A 20727-nucleotide genomic window follows, 5' to 3' on the forward strand; every position below is an offset into this window, starting at 1 on the left:
ATATTAGGATATACCTGTCTATTTCGGCCTGCGAAAGTTGAGTTAATAACAACAGATTTTAGTTGATGACAAAACAAATGTTTGATACACTAGCTAAAAGGAGGCGCTTTCATATGCCCGAAGTCAAATGTTTGCTCGCAATTGAAGAGATTGTTCAGCTTTATTTGGATGGCAAGAGCACTACGGAGATTGCACGACTGGCTAATGTAACACCGAGAACCATCAACAAATATTTAGCTTTGAATAAGGTGGAACGCAGACCTCACGGAAACTGGAAGAGAAGATACGTTGTTTTAGCTTTGCACAAAAGGAAAAAGAAATCTTAGTGCAGATACGTAAAGAGCTTGGTTCGACACACAGAATATTATGTAAACAAAAACCAACTGAACTGTACCTCTTGAATATTCATAGCAGGGTTATGAAGGAAGACTTGATTACTCTTCACGGGATCACGCCGAATAAGTCAAAGACGCTTCAGTTTCCGCATGTGCCAGAGGAACATCTGTCGCATTTTGTGCGTGGGTATTTTGATGGGGATGGGCATATTTACAAATCTGGTTATTTGGTTTGTTTCGTCGGCGGTTCTGAACCATTTATGCAATCGCTTTTGAATGTATTTAAGGATCAGGGATTAAACACAAGAATTGTTGTCACTGATACTTATTATCGAGTCTACGTTAGTGGAGTCAATTCTGTGAAAGAGTTCGCGCAGTGGATATATAAAGATAAAAACTATTATCTAAAACGAAAATTTGACGCTTTTACGTAGTGGGGGAATGATAACTCCAATAAACACCTTTATTTCACACTTATTTTACACTTTTTAAAAACAGTAGACATAATACTAATTACAGGATTCAATAAAATTTTAACGAAATTTGTCTCATTAGTAAAGATTACTTTAGGTAGTGAGACAAGAGATTGGAAAACAAATAAGCCAACCATAAAAAATTCCCCAGCCAGTGTCACGGTTGGGAAAATGTTGTGTATAAAACTATTCATTCCTTAAATGATTTAAAAAAATGCTCTTCAGCTGCCGTCCGCGCTTCCACAGCTTTCCTCAAGTGTCGTAAAGCTACCAAGATGCTTCCGTTTATAGTTTATCGTGATATACGCAATATATCGCCCATGCTTTTTGACCTTTGATACGCCTTTTACACCGGTACTGTGTCCTTCACCCCCCTTTTTTTTGTGGCAACGGCAGGATCGCGTATGTCGCATGGACAAACCGTCGGTGGCTACGTTTTGGTTTGGTTCTGTGGTTATTCCCTTCTTTAAGCAGCCGCAGGACTTGGTTGCTCCAGTTCGAAGTGAGTGCATTCTGACGACTTTTTCATTGCCACAATCACACCGACATAAAAAGAAGCGCTCATATCCTTTTTGTTCAACTTCTCTTATCACTACCATTCGACCATAACGTTCGTCGATGATCGTAATTCTTCTCGAATTATGAGGGTCATTTTGTACGATCGCCTGATCACCGTATAACCGACAAGGTCGATTTCTTAGACAACCACAGGATCGGGTGTTACCAGAAGTTAAAGCGCTTACAATAATTTCCTTTGTATTCCCACATTCGCATTGGCATAGCCAAACATAACTATTCTTATATTTTCCTGCTACACTTATCGCAGTGAGTATTCCAAACGTCTTGCCAGCGATGTCGAAAAAATTTGATTTGCTGGCCCTCTCATTTCGGAGACATCCACAACTCGCTGTTTGTCCACTACGGAGACTCATAATCCTTACAATATTCAGTATAATAAAATTATAGCGTATATCTAAGAAAAGTAGTAGCTGTTCTCCTTTAAACCCTAAAAAAGTTTACCCTCTAAATTATTCCTGTTTCACATGACCTCATCAAAAATCGTAGAAGCATCAATGACAAATCCTTCAACAAGCGATGAATAAACGTTTTCACTGGTAGTAGCCGCAATTTGTTCGTATGTTTTTTCATCGTTTTGATTGATTGGATTGACAATCCAGTATTCCTTCACCCCGTATCGTTCATAAAGGTTTAACTTACGAACGAGGTCATTGCTTTGATTAGATAGGCTCACAATTTCAACAATGAGCAACGGCACCCCGTGATAATGCGTTTTTTTGAATTTTTCTTTCTCACAAACCACACTAATATCAGGAATAATGACATGCACGTCTTGTTCCTCATCGTCGCTTAAATGAATATCATACGGTGCGGCAATTACGTGGCAGTCGTCTGACGAGCGCAAGTGTTGATACAAATCAGCAGACAACTTCATGGAGATGAGTTGATGTTCCGTACTTGGCGAAGGAGCCATATTAATAATTTTCCCATCAATGTATTCCAATCGTTTGTTTGGATAGTTGCTTCGTAATGCCAGGAATTCTTTCCAAGAGTCTTGTCGACCTTCTGGGATACTCATATCCTTACGCCTCCCCGTCTCATTGCAAACTGTACATGGTTATTATACCATGACAAACCCCACCCTCCTAAAAAAATTAACCCCTCACCAAATTAGATGAAGAGTTCAATGATCATGAACCGATTTAAAGCTTGAGCCTTTCGATTCATGCGTATCCATAATTGTAAAAAAGGCGTTGCGGTCGACTTCATAAATAATGTTCTTAAGCGGCATCACTTCCAGTCTAGTAACGACCACGTAAAGCACATCCTTCTGATCGCCACGATACCCACCTTCTGCCTTCAATCTCGTTACCCCGCGCCCTAGTTTCGAAGTAATTGCTTTTGTCATCTCTTCGTAGGAACCGGATACCACCATGACAGCTTTGGTTCCGTCCATTCCTTCCACCACCGCATCAATCGTCTTGGCAGCGACATAATACGTTAAGACCGAGTACATCGCTTTATCAATTCCGTAGACAAAGGACGCCCAAGCAAAGACAAAGATATTAAAAACGAGCACACACTCCCCCACTGTAAATGGCAGCTTCTTCATTAGCAGCAAGCCCATTATTTCTGTCCCATCCAAAGCGCCGCCGTAGCGGATGACAATGCCCACGCCAACACCAAGCATCAATCCACCGAAAATGGTCGCAAGCAACGAAATGTGCGTCAGTGCTTCCAATTCTACTTGATGCAAGACCGCTTCTGCTAGCGCAAGTGCCACGATCCCTGTCAGAGAAAAGAATAAGAATCGTTTGCCTATGTATTTGAACCCGAAAAACAAGAACGGTATATTCAGTATGAAGACAAGGATTCCAAAATTCAGGTTGGTGAGTGAGTTTAAGATTAGTGAAATGCCAATGATTCCACCGTCAATGATATTATTAGGCAACAAAAAAAGCTCGATCGAAGCCGCAGCAATGACTGCTCCTACAATGACCAATACATAGCGATAGATAAGCGAAAAGGTTGTTCTTCTGGAATGACTCATTTCCTTCTCCTCCCTCTTTACTTCCTTGCATCTTCATTAGTCTGTCCAACAGCAACGAAACTATGCACCTTTATCCTAAAGACAAGAAGTCTGCTTTACCCTTGCCCTTCTGAACCTCTTCAACAGAAACCTACCTCAGGTCAACAGGTAGCTCTGGAATTCAGTTTGCGCTTGTTTCTCGAAATCTCTACCTTTCGTCCTAGTTATTGGAAGTACAAAGGAACGTTCCTCCAACTAATCGAAGAATTTCTCGCTTTTTGCTTGAAAACTACCTGAAATGATCCGAACTATAGAGTAAGGACACTACTTTGCTTCGCATGGAAAAGGAGTTACTCATATGGATAAGACATCATTTATCGGTATCATACTAGGAGTTTCAACCGTCGTTTTTGGGATTTTTCTTAAGGGATCAAGCATAGAGGTTCTCCTCAATCCCGCAGCCATTCTCATTATCGTTGGGGGGACGATCGCCTCGCTACTCATCGCTTTTCCCTTTAAGGATATAAAACAAATTCCAAAGCTCTTTAAAATCCTCCTTTCGGAAAAAAAAGAGCCTTCTTTTGAAGAAATTCTCGAAAGCTTTGTTGACTATGCGTCCATCTCAAGACGAGAGGGGATGCTTGCGCTTGAAGGAAAAATTGATGAGATCGAAGACCCCTTTTTTCGGCAAGCCGTGCGAATGATGATCGATGGGCAAGAACCTGAATTCATTCGCCACACACTGTATGAACGAATTGATGCCATGCAGGATCGTCATGCGACAGGAGCCTCCATTTTCACTCAAGCAGGTACGTATTCGCCCAGTCTCGGGGTTCTTGGTGCGGTGCTTGGTCTGATTGCCGCACTCGGAAATTTGGATGACGTTGCTGCTCTTGGGGAATCCATTGCCGCTGCTTTTGTGGCGACACTTCTTGGGATTTTCTTTGGGTACGTGCTTTGGCATCCGTTTGCCAACAAGCTGCGACGCAAATCCAAAGTGGAGGTGCTCCGAAATCACATCATTATCGAAGGGACGATTTCCATTATTAATGGAAGTTCCCCTCGCGCGGTGGAAGAACACTTATCCGTCTATATGGAGGAGAAAAAACAAAAAGAATTCGTAGAAAGGGCGGATACTGCGCATGCCACGCAATGATCAAACGAGGCGGAAAGGCACCGAGGAGCCCCATGTCGACGAGTCGTGGTTATTGCCCTATGCTGATATGCTGACCCTTCTCGTTGCTCTTTTCATCGTCCTCTTTGCCATAGGCCAGGTCGATCAAGCCAAGTACGATGAACTTCGCGTCGTGCTTTCAGAGACACTCGGTGGACAGGGAATCCTCGACAACCAAAATACGTTGACATATGAAGAGCAGCCCACACATACGGATGGAAGTATAGAGGCAGAAGATGACTCTCCGAAACAGATAGACCTTAGAGAGCTTCAACATCAGCTGGATGGGTATATTGAAGAGCGACAGCTAGCCGACCGGTTACAGACCGAGCTCGGGGCTTCGGGTCTACTCGTCACCATTAATGACGGAATTCTTTTTTCTCCAGGCAGTGCGGCACTCAAACCAAATGCGGAGGATTTAATTCTAGAGCTTTCTGACATGCTTTCCACCAACCCTCCCCGCCATATGCAAATTTCTGGTCATACGGATGACGTTCCAATTGCGGGAGCTCCGTTCGATTCAAACTGGGAGTTAAGCATTGAACGCGCATGGAGCGTGTTGGAGATTTTCTTAAGTAAAGGTGTTTTGACACCCGAGCAGTTGAGCTACGCAGGGTACGGAGAATATCAGCCTATTGCAAGCAATGAAACCGTTGAGGGGCGTCAGCAGAACCGGCGCGTCGAGGTTCTCGTTCTTCCTCTTGAGAGAGAAGCGGATCAACTAGCGGGCTTAAGATGATACAAAAAACCGGCCGTTGTGCCGGTTTTTTGTCTAGCTGCGGCGGGTATCAATACGCCTCCACTTTACTGCACTAATTTGACAGGCGTCCGCCCCAGTTCTACAATTAAGCTTGAAGCATATCGCGAACGCAAACAATACCCTTGTGGAAAGGAGGCGAAATGGTGACTCGACACTTTGCCTGGATGGTGCTGCGCATGGCCATTATTGTCGCAATTATTGCCGCTAGTGTTTGGCTTTTTGCGCGTATTTTCTCACTTACATATCCCTTTTGGCTAGCCGCCTTATTTGCCTGGATGCTTCAACCAGTCGTTCGCTTCCTCCAACATCGACTACGCTTTAACTCTGGGTTTGCTAGTTTGTTTGGACTGCTTGGCGGCATTCTTGTGATTAGCGGCATTGTCACCGGCCTTGTCTTCCTCGTCTATTACAGCTTGCGCGAATTTTTTGAGCAAGCGCCGCAATGGATTGAAGAAGGCACTGCACGTATCCAAATTTTCTTTAACAACACCATTTTGCCTCACTGGCAACAAGTTCTTGGACTTTTTGACAACCTCGACACTGAGCAGCATGACCTTTTTGCTCAGCTCGGTTCACGTGTGGCCGACGGATTGGGGAACTTCGGACAAACCGCTTTTGATTGGGTAATCGGTGTACCAAGCTTTCTCGTCGCCTTTTTCTTTATTATCTTGAGCATTTACTTTATGGGCAAGAGCTGGTCCTTTTATGAAGATGTCTATGAGCGAAACGTGCCAGGGAGTTTACGAAGAAAAGCGCGTGAGTTTATTCATGCTCTTCAATTTCGTTTCCTTGGCTTTGTAAGGGCTCAGCTGATTTTAATGTTGGTAACAGCGGTTATTGTCTTCATTGGTCTTCTTATCCTTGGCATCGAACATGCCTGGATGTTAGCGATTGTCGTTGGCATCGCCGAACTTCTCCCTTACCTTGGCACCGGCACGATTCTTATTCCCTGGTTCATCTACTTGTTCATCACTGGCGACATCTCTGGCGGGCTTGGCATTGCTATTCTTTATGCGATTATCCTCATCGTACGTCAATTGCTGGAACCTAAAATTCTCTCCAGCAATATGAATTTAAATCCAGTCGCCGTACTGATTTCGCTTTTTGCTGGTCTGCAAGCTTTCGGGGCCGTTGGCTTGTTCATTGGCCCCCTTCTCCTCGTTCTGATCGTCATCTTGGGTGATATTGGCTTTTTCAAGACTATCTTCAGCTTTATCAAAGAAGGCTTTCAGGATGAGCGACCTACGTGAACCGAAAAGCGCAGGCGGGTCGAACAGAAGCGCGAATGTTGGAAGGACAAAAAATCTCGAAGCTCCTACCCGCCGGAGCTAGACAAACCGAAAAGCAGAGGCGGGTTGGTCAGGAGCGAGAATTTTGGAGGCCTGACAAAAGAAATCCCGAATTTGGATTTCGTTGTCAGGACGAAAAACTCGAAGCTCCTACCCGCCAGAGCTAGACAAAAAATCGAGCCCGTTGGAGGACTCGATTTTTTTCTGGCTATGGCCGCAGGACGTGGCGGTTTGACTAGCCAGGACTTGGGAGACTCTGCTTTTCTATTTGGAATGCTCATCGGCGTCTTGCTCACGCTCTAACTCTCTTGTCGTAACCGTCTCTTTTTCAAGTCCTGCATGATTGAGACCCACAGCCGAATCTCTTGTCTCATTGTTTGGGTTACGTTCATCGACTTTTTGCTGAGCTTCGGCTGTTCGTTTGGCATACGGAAGGGCTTCTAGTCGCTCAAAGGAAATGGCTTCCCCTGTGTCTACACAGGTGCCATACGCTCCGTCTTTCATGCGCTGCAAGGCCTCCTCAATTTCTTGAAGCCGCTCCTCGTCTGCCGCGTCAATCGTTTGTTCCTTCACACGATCCTCGTACTGAGAAGCGGTTTCTGCGATGTGGCTGTCGGTGCCCCTAGCGATATCCCCTCGCGACTCGCTTAATTCCCCAGAGACATTGGAGGTTTTATCTTCAAGCTCTCTTTTCATTGTTGTCAGTTCTTCTTTTAATTGGTTCAACTGGCTTTGCGTTAATGCCATGCTACCCCTCCTTCGTTCCTATACTCTATCGTTCCCGATTTCTCTCCTTAACAAACGCCCAAAAGATTGCTCCCCCCTGAATACAGAAAAGAACAGAGCCTGCTCGCTCTGTTCTTTAAGGAGTTAACTATCTTATTTTACGATAAGCAGAGGGATGTCCACGTATTTTGCAAGTTTGTGGCTCACACTTCCGAGAATGAGGGTCTGCAGTTCGTTCCGACCACGACTTCCAACGACCACACAGTCATATGAATGCGCCTTTAAGTGCTTTAAAATGGCTTTTGCTGGTTCACCATGTAGAAAGATGGAATCTGCTTGAACGCCTTTCGTAGTTAAAAACTCGCTGTTGTCTGCAAGCATTTCCTTTCTTTTGAGATCAGCCACACCCACATCTCCGTACTTTAGGATGTCCCCTTTGGATGTCTCTCCGTCGATACAATACACAAGATCGATATGCACTTGGTGTCGATAAGGACCGACCATTTCGACCGCTTTTTCTAAGGCGCGCTTGGCGTGCTCGGAACCATCTGTTGCTAGTAAGATCTTTTGAAACATGGGTCGTTCCTCCTTTCAGAGTCGTTTTTAATGACCAGAACCATTCGACAAACCGCCAATTTCTTGAAGCAGCTGGGAACTCTTACTGTTCAACCCTTTGAAACGGACCCGCACCTGATTTTGCTCAAATTTCGCCTCGATTTTATCCAATGCGCCTATGGCTGAATCATCCCAGAGATGTGAATGCGTCAAGTCAATCTCGACTTCTTGGACGTGTTCCGTCCAATCAATTTGCGCCAGAAAGTCGGTCACGGAGGCAAAGAACAATTGACCTTCGACGTAGTAGTAGCGTTTATTACGCTTCCCATCGTACCGGGAATGCACTTCCACCTTCGATATTTTCGCCGCAAAAAAAATCATGCTAAGAAGCACACCTGCCAGGACACCATAAGCAAGGTTATGCGTAATAACAACGGTTGCGACCGTCACAACCATCACGGTTGCATCACTCCTAGGCACGCGGTGAATGGTTTTGATGGAACTCCAGTCGAATGTGCTAATGGAAACCATAATCATGACCCCAGCGAGGGCAGCCATGGGAATCTGAACAACGACGCCACCGAGCACAAGAATCAAGAACATCAAGAATACACCTGCGACTAGAGCCGATAAGCGACCGCTCCCTCCTGATTTCACATTAATCACCGATTGACCAATCATCGCACAGCCAGCCATTCCACCAAAGCATCCAGCGACGATATTGGCAATCCCTTGCCCTCGACTCTCCTGGTTCTTGTTGCTGTCGGTATCGGTCATGTCATCCACAATGTTGGCCGTTAAGAGGGATTCGAGAATTCCAACGATAGCCAGAGCCAACGAATACGGGAAAATAATCATCAGCGTTTCAAGGCTGATCGGAATGTTTGGCAAAGCAAACATAGGCAAAGACTGGCTCAACGTCCCCATGTCTCCAACATTGCGCACGCCAATATTCATTGTCAACACAATCGCCGTGACCACAATGATTGCCACAAGTGTCGAGGGAATCGCCTTGGTTACACGTGGGAAACCATAAATGATCGCGAGCGTCAATCCAACCAACGCATACATGATCCACGTCTCCCCAACAAAATGCTGAAGCTGCGCCGTGAAAATTAAAATCGCTAAAGCATTCACAAACCCAACCATGACGGACCATGGGACGAATTTCATAAATCTCGCTAACTTAAAAACGCCAAACAAGATTTGTAGAATCCCTGTCAAAATCGTTGCTGCTAACAAATATTCGAGTCCGTGGTCAGCGACTAAATTAATCATGAGCAAAGCCATAGCTCCGGTCGCTGCCGAAATCATCCCCGGACGACCACCAACAAAGGCAATGACTACCGCAATACAAAACGATGCGTACAGCCCGACCATCGGATCCACACCAGCAATAATGGAAAATGCAATTGCTTCCGGGATCAACGCAAGGGCCACGACAATACCGGCCAGCACGTCTCCCCGCACATTTCCAAACCACTGCTCCTTTAACGAAGTTCCATTCATATGTCTCCCCATCTCCTTCTTTCTCTACATAGATTAAGTGTCATGACTTTCGACTCTCACAAAAGTCACTGACCTTTACAAACGGGCTCCCCTCTTCAATTTTTCTATATAGACGTTCAGATCTTCTTTTATTCCCAATTTTAAACGCAGGCAGGTCCCCCGTTTGAACCAATCTGTATGTCGCCCACTTAACTGTAGATATTCTGCCACTTGAGCAACCGTCCGTCATAATGTCTTGGTTTATTAGGATTTATCTCTTTTCGATTAAACTTGTTTATCATGGACTATAACAGATTATAACGAAATGCCAAAGAGTGCAAGTATCTCTTTTAAATCATTTGAAATTAAGTATAGCAGTGGGTAAAAGAAGTAGAAGCTTTCGTGAGATGAGGAAAAGGACTTCCAGCAAACGTTAAAAGACCCCCTTCACCTGAAGGAGGCCCATCGTTTTATTTGCCGGCAAGAGTCAGAGCTTGCTCAAGCACTTTATCGCCCTTCATCATGCCATAGTCCATTTGATTGATCACATCGACTTTGATCCCGTGCGGCTCCGCCTGCTTTGTAATCTGCGCCTGCATATACCGCACCTGTGGACCGATAAGGATCACTTTTGTTTTTTCAAGATGCTCGCCTAGTTGAGAGGCAGATACAGCATTAATGGTGCATGAGACTCCTTTAGCTTCCGCCGCTTCTCTCATTTTCGATACGAGCATACTTGTAGACATCCCTGCCGAACAAACGAGTAAAATATTCATTTACTTCTCCTCCTCTAATCGTTGATACAATTCGATCATTTCCTGTGCCATTTCCTTCACGCTCATTGCCGTCATCAAATGGTCTTGTGCGTGAATAAGCAGAATGGACGGTGATTGTACTTCGCCCTTGGCTTCTTTTGTCAGAAGCTCTGTTTGAAAACGATGTGACTGGGTGAATTCCTTGTCGGCATCACGTATCTTTTTGTTTGCGGCTTCAAAATCTCCTGTCTTCGCTGATTGAATGGCCTCCATTGCTGAAGACCTCGCATTGCCTGCATGCAAAATCATTTGAAAGGAAATTTCCTCTAGTGTCTGATTCATGCTTTCTCACTCCTTCTACTTAACTATATCAAACGTTATGGAGCTTCGTTGTTTTCAACCTTTTGCTGAGCCCGCTCGGCTGCTCTCAGGAAAGGAATATACATCAAGACCGCTAGTCCTAAGTTAAAAATTTGTAGAACAACGCCAGCAAAGGATCCTCCTGAGACAAGCCAGCCGCTAATGAAAGGAGGCATGGTCCAAGGAAGCAACGCCACTGTTTTTGGCACAAATCCTATCAAAATAGCAAAATAGGACGTTAGCGTCAGGATGATCGGTATCAAAAGAAATGGAATGAGCATGACTGGGTTCAAGACGATCGGCAAACCGAATAGCACCGGTTCATTGATGTTAAACGCGCCACCAGCACCGCCAAGCTTTCCTATCGTTCTATAATGAGATGTCTTCGCTACTATAAAAATGGCAATAATTAACCCGAGCGTCACGCCCGCTCCGCCCATGTATACGTAGGCATCAAGCATGGCTTTCGTTACGATATGTGGCACGTCATAGGCACTTACTCCGGCACTAAATTGTGAGATATTTTGCTCTAGCAAAGGCAAATAAATCGAATCAGTAATAGGTCCAATGATGTTGGTTCCATGGAGCCCAAAAAACCATAGCAAGTGTTGAATAAAAACAATCAAAAGCGCAGCCGGTAAAGAGTCTGAGAGTCCTGTTAATGGTTGTTGAATCAAGGTAAACACTTGCTCATGCACACTTGATTCAAAGGCAAGAACCATCCCCATTTGAATCAACGAGAATAGCATCAGAATCACACCCATTGGAACGAGCGCTTGAAAGGACTTGACTACCCCTTCAGGCACCCCGGCAGGCATTTTAATCGTAAATTTAGATTTTACAAGCAAGCGGAAAAGCTCCGTTACAACCATCGCGTTAATCAAAGCCACAAACAAACCCTGAGCCCCGACCCAGGCCATGGAAATGCCCCAGTCTTCGGTCAGAGGCGTAAACATAATGAGAGTCGCAAGTGATAACACCGCCGCGGACATGCCATCTACATCGTACGAATTGGCTAAGTGATAGGCAATAGTTGCTGTTACTAGAAGCCCCATAATTGCAAACGTCGCGTCCCAGATATTTCCGCCAAACATCGTCCAGTTTTCGCCGAGGAACCGTCCAACATTTTCTTGCCATGTTTCGATAGTCGGTAACGGTAAATTATTAATAAGCGTCGCGAAGGCCCCTATAATAATGAGCGGCATGATTGCCACAAACCCATCCCTAATCGCCACTAAATGGCGCTGTGCACCAATGCGTCCAGCAATCGGAATAAAATGCTTCTCCATCCAAGACATGATTCCGTTCATCAACTCATCCCCCCAAAATAAATGTCAACGAAACTGCGGTAAATACGTACGATGCGCTTCAAGCATTTCTTCCAAAATTACACTCGCCACTTCTTCATTGCTTACAAGCGGATTCATCACAAGCGCTTGGTACGCGACTGCTTTGTCTCCGCTCACCGCCGCTTCAATCACAAGCTCCTCAAACCCCTTCATCTGCTGAATGGCTCCTTTAACCGGAAGAGGCAGTTTGCCAACCACCATAGCCTTGGGACCGGTTCTGGTCATGCGCGCGTTCACTTCAATGACTGCTTCCGGTGGAAGGTCGACGATTGCGCCGTTGTTTTGCACATTCACCGTTTGAATATCCCCGAGGTTGTTATGCATGCTGTTCATGATGTTGCAGGCAGCATCGCTATAAAAGGCGCCGCCTCTTTTTTCGAGCTCCTCTGGCTTTTCCTCAAGCGTTTCCATCTTGTACTTTTCAAATAAATCTTTTTCTACTTGCTTGACGACTTCTGCACGAGTGCCGCCCGATGCATACTCTTCCAGGCTCTTTTCAAGCATTTCTTGGGCTTTGAAATAGTACTGGTGGTACGGGCTTGGCAGCAATCTCAACGATTGCAAGAAGGCTTTCGACCAACCTGTAGAGACAATATTGGCTGGCGAGTAGCTCGTGGAATCACTCATAAGATTCTCAAGCACTTCCGCCGTTCGCTCCTCCCCTCTCACATACACGCGTCGCCCAAAAACAAAGTGGTTCAAGCCGATAAACTCAATCTCAACATCCTCTACCTGACAATGAAGCACCTCTGAGATTCCTGTCCGCATATTAAACGGGATGTTGCAAACGCCAATAACTTTTTGGTGCTTGCTATGTTTTAACAAAGCTTCTGTCACCATACCGGCCGGATTGGTAAAATTAATCAACCACGCGTCCGGACAAATTTCCGAAATGTCTTCAGCGATTTCAAGCAACACCGGAATGGTTCGAAATGCCTTGAACACACCTCCTGGACCATTGGTTTCCTGCCCGAGTACACCGTGGGACAAAGGAATTCGTTCATCTTTTTCTCTTGCATCTAGCCCCCCGACTCGGATTTGTGTCGTAACGTAGGTTGCTCCTTTCAAGGCGTCGCGCCGGTCGAGTGTTGCTGTCAGCGAAATCGGCAACCCCGACTTGGCAATCATCCGCTTAGCTAAGCCCTCGATGATCCGAAGCTTAGCTTCTCCCGCTTCAATATCGACAAGTGCAATTTCCTCCACCGGGAACTGCGGATGTCTTGCCATGAGACCTTCAATAATCTCTGGGGTGTAACTAGAACCGCCGCCTATAATAACTACTTTTAGTGACAACGTGAGTCCCTCCTACTCTCTGTAAGCGATTACTTTCTATTTATAGCTTTAATTTATCATAACAAATTGTCTGTGTCTATATAAATGTAACTACAAATAAAAATAATGCGTATGATAATCTGACATAAATGTAATAATGAATCAGGTATGATACAATGACTTTAAGAAAAGTTGTGTGACAAGGAAAAAGGGAGTGCACGAAATGGAAACTTCGCAAAAAGAACCGGCACTACATGCCAAGATTAAAAATGAAATTATCGATCGCATCCGTTTAGGAGACTACCCAGTGCAGTCGCAATTGCCAACAGAGGCGGAATTTTGTGATAATTTTAACGTGAGCCGTACCACGGTGCGCACAGCGTTGCAACAGCTCAGTCAGGAAGGGTATGTCTACAGACGTCAGGGAAGAGGCACCTTTGTAAGTGAACCGAAAGTTAAAACATCGCTTTCGCAAACGGTTAGTTCTTTTAATGAGCAGGTAACGCTTCAAGGCAAGCAGCCAGAGATTCACGTCGTTTCCCTTGATGTCATTCCCGCAGACGACATGCTAGCCTCAACCCTGTCATGTGAAACGAACGCCCCGATCCAAAGGCTTGTTCGCATCCGCTATGCAGACGGCCATCCGCTTCAGTACGAAATGGCTTATGTCCCCTGGGGACTAGCCCCGGGTCTGACACAAGAACAGTGCGAAATTTCTCTTTACGGTGCCTTACGAGATAATTTTGGTCTGAACATCGCTCGGACAGAAGAACACCTTCAACTTTCTTATACCGATGAACATGTAAGCATCATGCTACAGACGGAAGAAAACGCGCCCTGCTTTTACCTTGAAACGACGGCCTACTTAGAAAGTGGAACGGTGGCTGAGTATTCACAAACGTATTTCCACGGGGATCGTGCAAGCTTTAGTATTGAACGTTTATACACATAGGTCATTACCAATAAGAAGAGGAGACATGTATCTTATGCCTACCATTATTTTCAATGCAGACGATTTTGGTTTATCAAATGCAGTGAACTACGGAATTCTCGACAGTTACCTCCATGGAGTGGTCACTTCAACAACGATGCTTGTCAACATGCCTGGTACACCCCATGCCGTTTCACTTGCGAAGACCCATTCCTCCCTTGGTGTGGGCGTACACCTGGCACTTACGGTCGGAAAACCGATTCTAAAGGATGTCCCTTCCCTTATCGATGATAACGGATACTTTTACAAAATAGCGGAGCAACGAGACGAAGAGCGAGTGAATGTGGAAGAAGTAGCGAAAGAATGGACCGCACAGATTGAGACGTTTCTGGACTATGGGCTGCAACCTACACATCTAGATAGCCATCACCACATTCACAGCTGGAGCCATTTGCTTCCGGTTGTAGAGGAGCTTTCGAATAATTACCAGCTTCCTTGGCGCAATTATTTTGAACAACCACCGACTGGGGTCTCATTTATAACAGAATCGTTTGATGATTCCTTTTATCAAACAGGCGTAAATACAGACATTGTGGAAAGAGTCTTGCAAACGCACATAGGTAGTGACTCCATTGAAGTGATGTGCCATCCGGCGTATGTGGACGCATCTCTGCTCAAGCTATCTTCGTATACAATGGAAAGACTAGAGGAAGGAGAAGTTCTGACGAAAGTAACGATCCCTGAAGGTTGTAAAGCCCAAAAACCCCGCTCATAAACTAAAAAGAACCCTCTCGCAGAGGGTTCTTTCCTAATTAAAAAACATCTCTTTTTTTGAAAACCAGATGGGCAATTACAAGAAAAGTGACCACATGTGCAGCAACGAAGGCAATGGATAACCACATATTTTCCATTGGTGGCTCACCAAAAACCTGGCCGCCGTAATTCCCATAGACATTTAAATGTGTGAAAACCACCCAAAAAACCTCTGTCTCACAGAGGTATGTGCTTATAACCGCTCCCCGTTTTTCAGGCGCTCAATGAATTCCCCAAGATCCTCCCGCTTCACTCTCCAGTGGCGTCCAATCTTGAAGGCTGGGATTTTGCCATCCTGCACAAGCTTATAGGTCGTCATTTCACTTAGCTGCAAATATTCCGCTACTTGGGAAACGGTCATGATTTCCGGTTCTTGACTCATAGCTCTAGCCTCCAACTCTTCTATCTCTCTTCTATGATACTTGATTTGGCTGCGAAATGCGACCAACCTGCGAAATCCATCCCTCAATTGTAAATGATTATAAAAGAGAGGTACTCATTATAATGAAGCCTGAGAAAGAGAGTAGACACAGACGCCTTTTATGTACGATGTTTGAATGGTCATGAGCGCTCCCCCTCGCTTCAACCACATCATCCTGCATGCAATCCGAAAAGCGGAGGCGGGTTGCCCAGAATCGCGGATTTTGGAGACCTGACATAAGAAATCCCGGCCTTGGCTAACGCTTGCCAGGGCGAAAAATCCCGAGCTTCTACCCGCCGGAGCTAGACAAACGAAACACCTGTCTTTAAAAGACAGGTGCGAATCTTAGGGTTCTAGGCTAGTTCCTATTTTTTCTTTCAGTGCAAAGGATCGCTTATAGAGAGCAACGATGTCACTTTCGTGTTGGTCGATGCTTCCCTTAATCGTCGATAGATCCTCGGCCATTTGTACAACAAACTCCCTCACACCATCCTGTTTCCTCTCCATTTTGTCAAACCGATCAGTCACTTCCGTTCGAAACGACTGCATCTCTCCTTGAAGATCTGTCTTCATTTCAAACATCTCTTCGCGAAGTTCTACTTTCATTCCGGTCATCTCTTCTTGGAGTTCTGTCTTCATTTCAGACATCTCTTCTCGAAGTTCCACCTTCATTCCTGACATCTCTTCGCGTAACTCTTTACTGATCGCTTCTTGAAATTCCGCCAGAGCCTGAACAAGTTCCTCTTTGGTTACACTCATACCGTTCGCCCCTTTTCGTTCCACTATACGTGAACGCAGTACTCCAAGTTGATCTACGCTTTGTTGTTTTTACCATTATACCAAACACTCGTTCTAAGTCAAGAAGCTTTTACTTCATTTAGTTCGTAACTCAAGCTTCAGGCGCTGTCGATATCATCCGCCAGACATCCTGCACTTCTCCAGTGGTCTGTGTATCGACGGCATAAGAGCCATTGGAATAGCGATCCGAACGACGATAGTCTTTTGGCTTCACTTCCACAATCCCGCCATTTGCCGTCTCCAGTGCGATTCGCTCGTCAGCATCTACGATTCGTTTACAGGCGACAAGGCAATGCGGATTGCTTTTCAGCTCCCTTAGCATCACAAGGCCGCGTTTGGCTCGTGTCGATTTCTCAAACTCAGTGATCGTCATCCGTTTCACCGCCCCACGATGGGTCACAATCACAAACTCGACATTATCGTCGATGCCGAATGCCTCGGCATCAATCACGGAATCGCCGTCCTTTAAATTAATTCCTTTCACACCAGCCGCCCGCTGACCGACAAGCGAAACATCCTCTTCCGAAAACCAGAGGCCATGGCCATAAGCAGTTGCCACAAACAGCTCTCGGTGGCCGTTTGTTTGAAGCACCGCTACGACTTCATCATCTCCTTTAAGCTTAAGCGCCATCAGTGGCTTGGAGTGACGCTGAGCCTGATAGAGCGACAAGGAAGAGCGCTTGGCCATCCCGTTCTTTGTAATAAAAAGGAACGACTCTTCCTCGTTGAACGTCCGTACGACCATCGCATGAATGATTTCATCCTCCCGGTCTAGCGGCACCAAGTTGGCAATGTGCTGACCGTCGTCCTTCCAACGAATATCCGGCAATTGATGAACAGGCACATACAGAAAGCTGCCTCGCTTCGTGAACAAAAGGAGGGTGTCTGTCGTGTTGTGTTCCTCGCTGAGGAGAAGGTGGTCGCCTTCCTTCATGCCTGTCGGGTCTTTGCTGGAAGCCGTGTAAGAACGGAGGCTCGTCCGCTTCACATAACCGGCTTTTGTGACGCTGATCCGGACGTCTTCTGCAGCGACGAGGACCTCCATGTTGATTTTGAGTTCTTCGATTTCTGCTTTAATTTCTGTGCGACGCGGGCTAGCAAACGTCTTCTTGATGTGAAGCAGCTCTTTTTTTATAACGCGAATGAGCTTTTTCTCGCTTGCAAGGATTTCTTCCAGCTCGGCAATCCGCTTCGCCAGCTCCTCCGCTTCTTTTTGCAGAGTCGTGATGTCCGTGTTTGTTAACCGGTATAGCTGCAAGTTGACAATCGCTTCCGCTTGAGGCTCTGTGAAGGCAAATTCAGATTGTATATTGTCCTTCGCATCCTTTTTGTCTTTGGAGGCGCGAATGACGCGAATCACATCATCCAGAATGGAGACCGCCTTAATCAGCCCTTCCACGATATGCTGGCGGTCAAGGGCTTTCGTTAGCTCAAACCGAGAGCGACGTGTGAAGACTTCTTTCTGATGATCAATGTATGCCTTCATCAATGGGTGCAGCCCCATCTGTGTTGGCGTTTTATTATGGATGGCGACCATATTGAAATGATAGGTCACTTGAAGATCGGTGTTTTTAAACAAATAATGAAGAATCGCACCAGCATCCGCTTCTTTTTTTAATTCAACGACAATCCGAAGTCCTGTACGATCGGTGTCATCCCGGACTTCGGCAATCCCATCGACTTTCTTATCGAAGCGAATCTCATCCATTTTTTTGACGAGATTTGCCTTCACGACTTCATAGGGAATTTCTGTAATAATGATTTGCTGGCGACCGCCGCGAACGTCTTCCACCACCGTTTTCGAGCGCACGACGACTTTCCCTTTTCCGGTTTTGTACGCCTGGCGAATGCCTTCCAGTCCTTGCACAATGCCGCCGGTTGGAAAATCTGGACCCGTGACGACTTGAAGCAGTTCATCAAGCGTGGTCTTCGGCTTTTCCATCAGCATAATGACACCATCAATGATTTCGCTTAAATGATGCGGCGGGATATCGGTGGCGTACCCGGACGAAATGCCTGTGGAACCATTGACCAGCAGGTTCGGAAACATTGCTGGTAAAACCACCGGTTCTTCATCGGAATCATCAAAGTTTGGAATAAAATCAACGGTGCCTTTGTTAATATCACGCAAGAGCTCTTGGCTAATCGCGGAGAGACGCGACTCCGTGTAACGCATCGCCGCTGGCGGGTCCGCGTCAATGGAACCGTTATTTCCGTGCATGTCGATGAGCAGTTGACGCACCTTCCAGTCCTGGCTCATACGAACCATCGCTTCATAGACGGAGGAATCGCCGTGGGGGTGATAGTTCCCGATGACGTTCCCGACGGTTTTGGCGGCTTTACGGTACGGTTTGTCGGATGTATTGCCTTCCTTGTACATCGCGTACAGGATTCGGCGTTGCACAGGTTTCAGCCCGTCTCTCGCATCCGGCAACGCCCGTTCTTGAATAATGTATTTGCTGTAGCGACCAAACCGGTCCCCAATCACATCCTCTAAAGGAAGATCGAGATAGCGCTCTGACTTTCCCATGCTCTATTTCCCCTCCCCAACGTGCAGGTTTTCGTTTTCTAAAATGTTCGTTTCTTCCTCAAGTCCGAAGGCGACATGGGACTCAATCCATTTGCGGCGCGGCTCTACTTTATCGCCCATCAGCGTTGTGACATGCTTTTCCGCTCTCGCTGCATCCTCCAGGCGTACGCGGACCAATGTACGTGTTTCCGGGTCCATGGTCGTTTCCCAGAGCTGCGTGGCGTTCATTTCACCAAGGCCTTTGTAACGCTGAACGGCGGAAGCGCGTCCGACATTCTTCAGCGCCGTTTGCAGCTCACCCTCATCCCAAGCATAGCGGGCGACTTCCTTCTTCCCGCTTCCTTTACTTACCTTGTAAAGCGGCGGCAACGCAATGAAAATCTTCCCTTCATCAAACAGGCTTCGCATGTACCGGTAAAAAAACGTCAGCAGCAGCACCTGGATGTGAGCCCCGTCCGTATCCGCATCCGTCATGATGACGATCTTATCGTAGTTGCAGTCCTCAATCTCAAAGTCGGGACCAACACCTGCGCCAATCGTATGGATGATCGTACGGATCTCCTCGTTCTTCATGATGTCATCCAGCTTCGCTTTCTCCGTATTGATCACCTTTCCTCGCAAAGGAAGAACGGCCTGAAACTTTCGGTCGCGCCCTTGCTTCGCCGACCCTCCGGCCGAATCTCCCTCAACTAAGTACAATTCATTGCGCTCAGGATTGCGTGACTGGGCAGGGGTAAGTTTGCCGCTAAGGAGCACGTCTCTTCGCTTGTTCTTCTTGCCATTGCGGGCGTCCTCACGGGCTTTGCGCGCGGCTTCGCGGGCTTGTTGCGCTTTGATCGCTTTTTTGAGGAGTTTCGTTGCAATGTCGGGGTTTTCTTCAAGAAAGTACGAGAGTTTTTCGGAGACAATCGAATCGACCGCGGAGCGTGCCTCTGGTGTGCCTAGCTTGCTTTTGGTCTGGCCTTCAAACTGTAGCTTTGCTTCGGGCACGCGTACGGAAACAACGGCTGTGAACCCTTCGCGGATGTCAGAACCGTCCAGGTTTTTGTCTTTTTCCTTTAGCATTCCGAGCTTCCTAGCATGCTCATTGACCAGACGAGTCATCGCTGCCTTTGCGCCCAGTTCGTGTGTTCCTCCATCTCGGGTACGGACATTGTTCACAAACGAGAGAATGTTTTCCGTATAGGCGTCGTGGAACTGAAACGCCATATCCATTTCGATATCGTAGGCATTTCCATTAAACGAAATGACTGGATGGAGCGTCTCCTTCTCTTCATTCAAATAATCGACAAATGCCTCAAGACCGGTATCAAATTTATAGACCTCCTGCATCTCTTTGCCTTTGCGTTCATCTTTAAGTTCAATCGTCACACCCTTCAAAAGAAAGGCTGCTTCTCTTAAACGTTCCGCGAGAATCTCGTTGTTAAAGGAAGCCTGACCAAAAATCGTGGGGTCGGGTTTAAAACGCACGGTTGTTCCGGACTGCCGCGCCTTCCCGTTTTTCTCAAGCGTTGTCGTTGGCACCCCACCATTTTCAAAACGCTGTGTATACCGGTTCCCATCACGCTTAATGTCTACTACCAGCCATTCGGAGAGCGCATTCACCACGGAGGCGCCTACGCCGTGCAAACCACCGCTTGTCGCGTATCCCCCCTGGCCAAATTTCCCGCCAGCGTGAAGCACGGTAAAGATCACCTCCGGGGTTGGCTTTCCGGAACGATGCATCCCCACAGGCATCCCCCGTCCCTCATCGTGAACGGAGACGCTCTGGTCCGAATGAAGCATCACTTTGATATGCGCGCCGTGGCCACCAAGCGCTTCATCCACGGCGTTATCGACAATTTCATAGACAAGATGATGCAGCCCGCGCACGTCTGTGGAACCGATGTACATGCCCGGCCGTTTTCGAACCGCTTCCAGGCCCTCCAGTACCTGAATCGCATCATCATTATAATCAAAAGACTGTTTACTCATGCCGTACCCCTTCCCTATAACTCCTCCATAGTGTATCACAATAACGAACATTCGTTCTATAATCATGGCTTTTGCAGTCTTCTCTATTGTAACCAAGGATTTCCTTGATGCAACTGTTTTTTCTAAATAGACCTTATCATGAGCGGAATTGAAGTTGCAAATTTCCTTACAGACGG

The 20727-nt window shown here is 46.4% G+C and carries 20 protein-coding genes; 7 read left to right on the top strand and 13 right to left on the bottom strand.

Annotation, left to right across the window (positions count from 1 at the left end; translation table 11 throughout):
- The first annotated feature begins 113 nt into the window (after positions 1-113).
- Together AVZ68_RS20770 and AVZ68_RS19960 are read left to right on the top strand one after the other, a co-directional pair.
- Positions 114-326 carry a helix-turn-helix domain-containing protein gene (locus AVZ68_RS20770; RefSeq protein WP_059105646.1) on the top strand — a complete coding sequence of 71 codons (213 nt, stop codon included), beginning with the start codon at positions 114-116 and terminating at the stop codon, positions 324-326.
- Positions 326-769 carry an LAGLIDADG family homing endonuclease gene (locus tag AVZ68_RS19960; RefSeq protein WP_245628161.1) on the top strand — a complete coding sequence of 148 codons (444 nt, stop codon included), beginning with the start codon at positions 326-328 and terminating at the stop codon, positions 767-769. The genes AVZ68_RS20770 and AVZ68_RS19960 overlap by 1 nt, the downstream gene beginning before the upstream one ends.
- Before the next feature lie 1078 nt (positions 770-1847).
- Here AVZ68_RS19960 and AVZ68_RS16330 read toward each other — a convergent pair.
- On the bottom strand, positions 1848-2405 hold the full coding sequence (locus tag AVZ68_RS16330; protein WP_059105648.1) for a Uma2 family endonuclease: 558 nt from the start codon (positions 2403-2405) through the stop codon (positions 1848-1850).
- A gap of 105 nt (positions 2406-2510) precedes the next feature.
- The gene (locus AVZ68_RS16335) at positions 2511-3377 is read right to left on the bottom strand and encodes a YitT family protein (RefSeq protein ID WP_059105649.1); all 867 of its coding nucleotides are present in this window, start codon (positions 3375-3377) and stop codon (positions 2511-2513) included.
- Positions 3378-3714: 337 nt separating this feature from the next.
- Here AVZ68_RS16335 and motA point away from each other — a divergent pair, with 337 nt between their 5' ends.
- The 3 genes from motA to ytvI all read left to right on the top strand — a co-directional run bounded on the left by motA (position 3715) and on the right by ytvI (position 6540).
- Positions 3715-4512: a flagellar motor stator protein MotA gene (gene motA / locus AVZ68_RS16340; protein ID WP_059105650.1), complete on the top strand. Its 798-nt coding sequence runs from the start codon at positions 3715-3717 to the stop codon at positions 4510-4512.
- Positions 4499-5269 carry an OmpA family protein gene (locus AVZ68_RS16345; RefSeq protein ID WP_059105651.1) on the top strand — a complete coding sequence of 257 codons (771 nt, stop codon included), beginning with the start codon at positions 4499-4501 and terminating at the stop codon, positions 5267-5269. Before motA ends, AVZ68_RS16345 begins: the two co-directional genes overlap by 14 nt.
- 161 nt (positions 5270-5430) lie before the next feature.
- Positions 5431-6540 carry a sporulation integral membrane protein YtvI gene (gene ytvI, locus AVZ68_RS16350; protein WP_082676717.1) on the top strand — a complete coding sequence of 370 codons (1110 nt, stop codon included), beginning with the start codon at positions 5431-5433 and terminating at the stop codon, positions 6538-6540.
- Between the two features lie 303 nt (positions 6541-6843).
- Here the strand turns inward: ytvI and AVZ68_RS16360 are convergent, their stop codons facing one another.
- The 7 genes from AVZ68_RS16360 to AVZ68_RS16390 all read right to left on the bottom strand — a co-directional run bounded on the left by AVZ68_RS16360 (position 6844) and on the right by AVZ68_RS16390 (position 13105).
- Positions 6844-7326, bottom strand: coding sequence for a TraR/DksA C4-type zinc finger protein (locus AVZ68_RS16360; protein WP_082676719.1), 483 nt, complete (start codon positions 7324-7326; stop codon positions 6844-6846).
- A gap of 132 nt (positions 7327-7458) precedes the next feature.
- Positions 7459-7881: a universal stress protein gene (locus AVZ68_RS16365; protein ID WP_059105653.1), complete on the bottom strand. Its 423-nt coding sequence runs from the start codon at positions 7879-7881 to the stop codon at positions 7459-7461.
- Between the two features lie 27 nt (positions 7882-7908).
- The gene (locus tag AVZ68_RS16370) at positions 7909-9369 is read right to left on the bottom strand and encodes a SulP family inorganic anion transporter (RefSeq protein ID WP_059105654.1); all 1461 of its coding nucleotides are present in this window, start codon (positions 9367-9369) and stop codon (positions 7909-7911) included.
- A 449-nt stretch (positions 9370-9818) separates the two neighbouring features.
- On the bottom strand, positions 9819-10124 hold the full coding sequence (locus AVZ68_RS16375; RefSeq protein ID WP_059105655.1) for a PTS sugar transporter subunit IIB: 306 nt from the start codon (positions 10122-10124) through the stop codon (positions 9819-9821).
- Positions 10125-10445, bottom strand: a complete 321-nt coding sequence (locus tag AVZ68_RS16380) for a PTS lactose/cellobiose transporter subunit IIA (protein ID WP_059105656.1) — start codon at positions 10443-10445, stop codon at positions 10125-10127. It lies immediately after the preceding gene.
- Between the two features lie 35 nt (positions 10446-10480).
- A complete protein-coding gene (locus tag AVZ68_RS16385) occupies positions 10481-11773 on the bottom strand; it encodes a PTS sugar transporter subunit IIC (RefSeq protein WP_180316723.1) in 1293 nt (430 codons plus the stop codon).
- 24 nt (positions 11774-11797) lie between these two features.
- Positions 11798-13105, bottom strand: a complete 1308-nt coding sequence (locus AVZ68_RS16390) for a 6-phospho-beta-glucosidase (protein WP_059105657.1) — start codon at positions 13103-13105, stop codon at positions 11798-11800.
- A gap of 202 nt (positions 13106-13307) precedes the next feature.
- On the opposite strand from AVZ68_RS16390, the gene AVZ68_RS16395 reads away from it, so the two are divergent.
- Together AVZ68_RS16395 and chbG are read left to right on the top strand one after the other, a co-directional pair.
- Positions 13308-14036 carry a GntR family transcriptional regulator gene (locus AVZ68_RS16395; protein WP_059105658.1) on the top strand — a complete coding sequence of 243 codons (729 nt, stop codon included), beginning with the start codon at positions 13308-13310 and terminating at the stop codon, positions 14034-14036.
- Between the two features lie 34 nt (positions 14037-14070).
- Positions 14071-14790, top strand: coding sequence for a chitin disaccharide deacetylase (gene chbG, locus AVZ68_RS16400; protein WP_059105659.1), 720 nt, complete (start codon positions 14071-14073; stop codon positions 14788-14790).
- Between the two features lie 231 nt (positions 14791-15021).
- Here the strand turns inward: chbG and AVZ68_RS16405 are convergent, their stop codons facing one another.
- The 4 genes from AVZ68_RS16405 to parE form a co-directional block, all read right to left on the bottom strand.
- Entirely contained in the window at positions 15022-15210 is a 189-nt protein-coding gene (locus AVZ68_RS16405; protein WP_059105660.1) for a helix-turn-helix domain-containing protein, read from the bottom strand.
- Between the two features lie 384 nt (positions 15211-15594).
- Complete coding sequence (locus tag AVZ68_RS16410; protein WP_059105661.1) at positions 15595-16008, bottom strand: DUF1640 domain-containing protein; 414 nt, start codon at positions 16006-16008, stop codon at positions 15595-15597.
- 130 nt (positions 16009-16138) lie between these two features.
- Positions 16139-18577: a DNA topoisomerase IV subunit A gene (gene parC, locus AVZ68_RS16415; protein ID WP_059105662.1), complete on the bottom strand. Its 2439-nt coding sequence runs from the start codon at positions 18575-18577 to the stop codon at positions 16139-16141.
- A gap of 3 nt (positions 18578-18580) precedes the next feature.
- Positions 18581-20551 (bottom strand): DNA topoisomerase IV subunit B, encoded by a 1971-nt coding sequence (gene parE, locus AVZ68_RS16420; protein ID WP_059105663.1) that lies wholly within the window; start codon positions 20549-20551, stop codon positions 18581-18583.
- Between the last annotated feature and the right edge of the window lie 176 nt (positions 20552-20727).

It is taken from the genome of Shouchella shacheensis (genome assembly GCF_001484965.1).
GTDB classification, from domain to species: Bacteria; Bacillota; Bacilli; order Bacillales; family Bacillaceae_D; genus Shouchella; species Shouchella shacheensis.